Genomic DNA, 3,676 nt, shown 5'->3' on the forward strand with positions numbered 1-3,676 from the left:
GGATACCGCACCCGAGAAAGCAGCCGTACCGCCGCCGCCCATAAAGGACGCGACGCCTTGTGTAGGGAATAACGGGCCACTTGCTTGCTGACCCGGTTGACCTTGCTGACCTGATTTACCGTAATCGCCTGCGATGGAACCCGTATTCCCACCACCCGCCCCACCGACGCGGTTAGCCGATGGTAAACCAGCGAAACCACCCTGTGCGCTGCAAAGAGACCCTACGGAAGTGCTTCCGCCATCTGTACCCGCCGCATTGATGCCGCCACCAGCGCCAGGAGCACCAATAGTAACAGCCTTGGAAGCACCGATATCAGCGGCCGAGGCTATTTTAAAAGCCGTAGCACCGGAACCGCCGCCACCCCCTTGCTCCGTACTACTCGCACCCGCACCTGTGACACCAGCACCGCCACCACCAGCGCCCTGACACATGATTTCGCAGTACACCATGTTTGGGTGGGGAGTGTAGGTACCAGACACGCCGAAGCGTTGCTCTCGGATAACGCCCATCGCAAACGCGGTTGTTCGAAACGTAGGAGCGTCAGCGTCGTCAATGAGGGTTTTACCGAACGTAGAAAAACCCAACGTGGACAACTGTGCACTGGCGTCAGTATCGTCAATGAGGGCATTGCCTGCCGCGGTGATGTTGGCGAGTGCTGTGCGACCCTGCGCGGTGATATCGGTCAGTGCGGCACTGGTGGAGCCGTTGAAATAGGCAAGCTTATCAGCCGCGGGTGTCAAGCTGAAGAACGAAATGGCCCAGTCCTTAAAGTCCGCTAGCGCCATAGCGCCGGCACCGATGAAATACGGGATTTTGTTGAGCGCACCAGTCAGACCTGCCAGAGCCTGTAGGTTGCCGTTGCCAAGCATCTCAATCAACGCTCGTGCTGCTGCGGAATAGCGCGAGCCGTCAGGCTGGTAGCGGATTGCGTAAGCCGACGCAGTTAGGGCGCCGCCTGTCCAGGCTTCTTTTATGGTAATCTGCGTATTGCTATCTACGGATAGGATGATCGCATCGAGGTTCTTGACCTTAAATGTATCACCTGGCTGGATGTCGGCCGCGACCCACATGCTACTTACACCAGTGACGACGGTGCCGCCCGCTGAGACAGAGACGGTACCCGCGGAGTAATCGTTCTTAATTGCCATATGGCTGGCCCTTCAATAGTTTTGCCGCGCGTTGGTCCTGGATCGCAATCTCTTCAGCAGCGACCTTTTCGGACTCCCGCCAGGCAGCAGTGTCGGCTTCCCATTTCTTGTGCGCCGCGCACGGCTCATCGGCCACCGCGTTAACGTCGTTATTCATGTTGGATTCCTTTGGATATTTTGAGGACGGCTAGGTCGGCGTCTCACAACTAATCAATTCGATTGACGACACTTGACCGATGTGTTCACAGATGTTTACGTCGCGTCGCAATGTGTTACTTTTGGGGGAAACGATAATGAAAATAGCAATCGCTGCTCTACTGCTCGTGCTCTGCATGCCAGCAGCCTCGTTCGCTGGTTCTTGTGATCACTCATGGCAGACCGCAAGTGACGGTTCGTCGTGTGGTGGTCGTTCAGCGGATTCGCGTCCAGGCGGCGGCTGATACTAAGGGGAGCGGACATACCGCTCCTTTTTCTATTTCCACTGGCGGGTAGACTTGGCTTTGGTCATGGTTGTGAGGATGGTCGCGGGAAGTTCTGCCTTCATCTTGGCCAAAGCCTGCTCGGTGCGCGCTACGGCCTCCACAGAGGCGCCGCGGTTGTCGATTGTGGGATTGAAATGAACGACGACACTCTGTCCACCACCGCCTACGCCTCGTAGCGCCGGCATACTTGGGGCGGTCAGCCGATGGTTCGGGATGATCTGCGCACCCTTCGGCACGTTCATGAGTTCTGGGCCTTTTTCCCCAACCCATGCTAGGCCGCCAGGTGCATTGTCCGTGCCGCCTGCAAAACCCATAATTTTGCCGAGGCCCGAAAAGATGCTGCCAAACATGCCGCCGCTGGAGTTGCCAGAAGCAGGCTTGAACAGCGAGTCGAATGCAGCGTTGAGAAGCATGTCGCCAAGCTTCTTCGCCAGGTCCGACAATGCGTCACCAAGACTTTTCGCACCTGTAATCGCGTCAATCGCACCGCTTTTGAACGTGTCGTAGAACTCGCCAGCGGCTTGTTCCGACTTATCTTGCRCATCCTGAACTTTGCGAAGTTCATTGGCCTGGTTGGCGTAGGCAGCCGACACCTCGTCGATTTTAGCTTTCTGATCGTCGGATAACTTAATGCTCTCGAGGTCCGTCTGGCCTTTCCTGCGGGCCTCTTCGCGAAGGTCAGCCAAGGCGGATTGCTCTAGGTCCAACGCCATGCGTCGGCGTTCTTGTGCCTCGTAGCCTTTGCCGACCATGGCAGTTTCTTCGGCTAGAGCGGCAGTTCGGTCCTTCGTAGCCTGTATGTCGTCGTTGAAGCGACTGTCTGCAGTCTTCTTTACCGCTGGTGTGCCTTTTGCCTTTGTGGCCTTCGCGGGCACCTTATAGTCCGCCAATGATACCGGGCGGATAGGCTTGCCGCCAGTAACGTCGAGCGCCGTGCCTGGTTTATCCTCAGTCGCAGTAGCGCCAAAGGCATCGTTGATGCGCTGCTGAATCTGTCTGTCAGATCGATATGGCGTGGCGCCGAGCGATCGTCCAACCTCGTCAAGTCCAGTGGCCGCACCAAAAGCAGCAGACATTTCAAGGGCGGCTGTGGTGACCGCGCTTACCCAGGTATGCAAAGTTTGCAGCGGTCCAACGAGCGAATTGATAATGTTACCCGACTCTTTCATGGCTCTAGCCATCCTGTCGATGGTCTGGGCTAGGAGCACCGCTGCGTCGGAATTGTTGTCAAACTGGCGAGCGGTATCGATCAGGATATTCTGCAGGCGAGTGAAACCCTGCGAGACGGTAAGTTGTGAGCCGCCGACTTTATCCTCAAGGGTGCTAGCTCCTGCTTCGAACGCGCGGAAAAAGGCCTCGGACGAAACCTTACCATCTTTTACAAGACGGGTGAGCGCCGAGACCGAACCGCCAGCTTCCTTGAGGCCTGCCGCGGTGGCCTGTAGCAACGGCTGGGCCCCGTCCAGCAATGAATTATACTCCTCAGCCTGAACAACGCCGTTGCCGAGTGCCTGGGACAACTGCAGGAGTGCGCCGCTTGCCTCGGCTGCTGATGTGCCGCCGACGCGCAACGAGAGCGCAACGTTGTCTGTGAATTTCAGCAACTCTTGCTGACTCACGCCCAAATCCTTGGCCGACTGCGAGGCGCGACCATACAGGGTGACTAGATCCTCGATCGGCGCCGCGTTTTTCTGCGCGCTGGCGAACAGACTGTCGTACACAACGTTAAGCTGTTCACCGGATAGGCCGGCAACCTTGAGGGCGTTGGAAATACGCGTCGAGGTATCAATCAGCGTCTGCGCGCCTTTAAGAGCGCCAGCCGCCGCAAACGCTCCAGCAAAACCCTTGCCTACATTGGCAAAGGACGCCGAAAGGTTGCTGTTCATCTTTTTCGCTCGCGCTTCGACTGCACGCATTTGTTTGTTGGAGATGCCGTTAGCGCGGTTCATCGCGTTCTCGAATTTCTTGATGTCAGCCGACAACGAAACGACGAGAGCTTGTAGGTCTTGCGCCATTACTGCCCACCTCGCAGCGCAGCCCAAGCC

Annotated in this window: 3 protein-coding genes; all 3 read right to left on the bottom strand. The window is 57.1% G+C overall.

What is annotated here, in order from left to right:
- On the bottom strand, positions 1 to 1,149 hold a 1,149-nt coding region (locus tag ACXJ5O_RS21455), incomplete at its 3' end, for a glycine-rich domain-containing protein (protein WP_457301657.1).
- Positions 1,139 to 1,306 carry a hypothetical protein gene (locus tag ACXJ5O_RS21460; protein ID WP_457301658.1) on the bottom strand — a complete coding sequence of 56 codons (168 nt, stop codon included), beginning with the start codon at positions 1,304 to 1,306 and terminating at the stop codon, positions 1,139 to 1,141. The genes ACXJ5O_RS21455 and ACXJ5O_RS21460, both read right to left, overlap by 11 nt.
- A 315-nt stretch (positions 1,307 to 1,621) precedes the next feature.
- A partial coding sequence (locus ACXJ5O_RS21465) for a tape measure protein (RefSeq protein ID WP_457301659.1) occupies positions 1,622 to 3,676 on the bottom strand: 2,055 nt, incomplete at its 5' end.

The organism is Phyllobacterium sp. P5_D12, assembly GCF_054049495.1.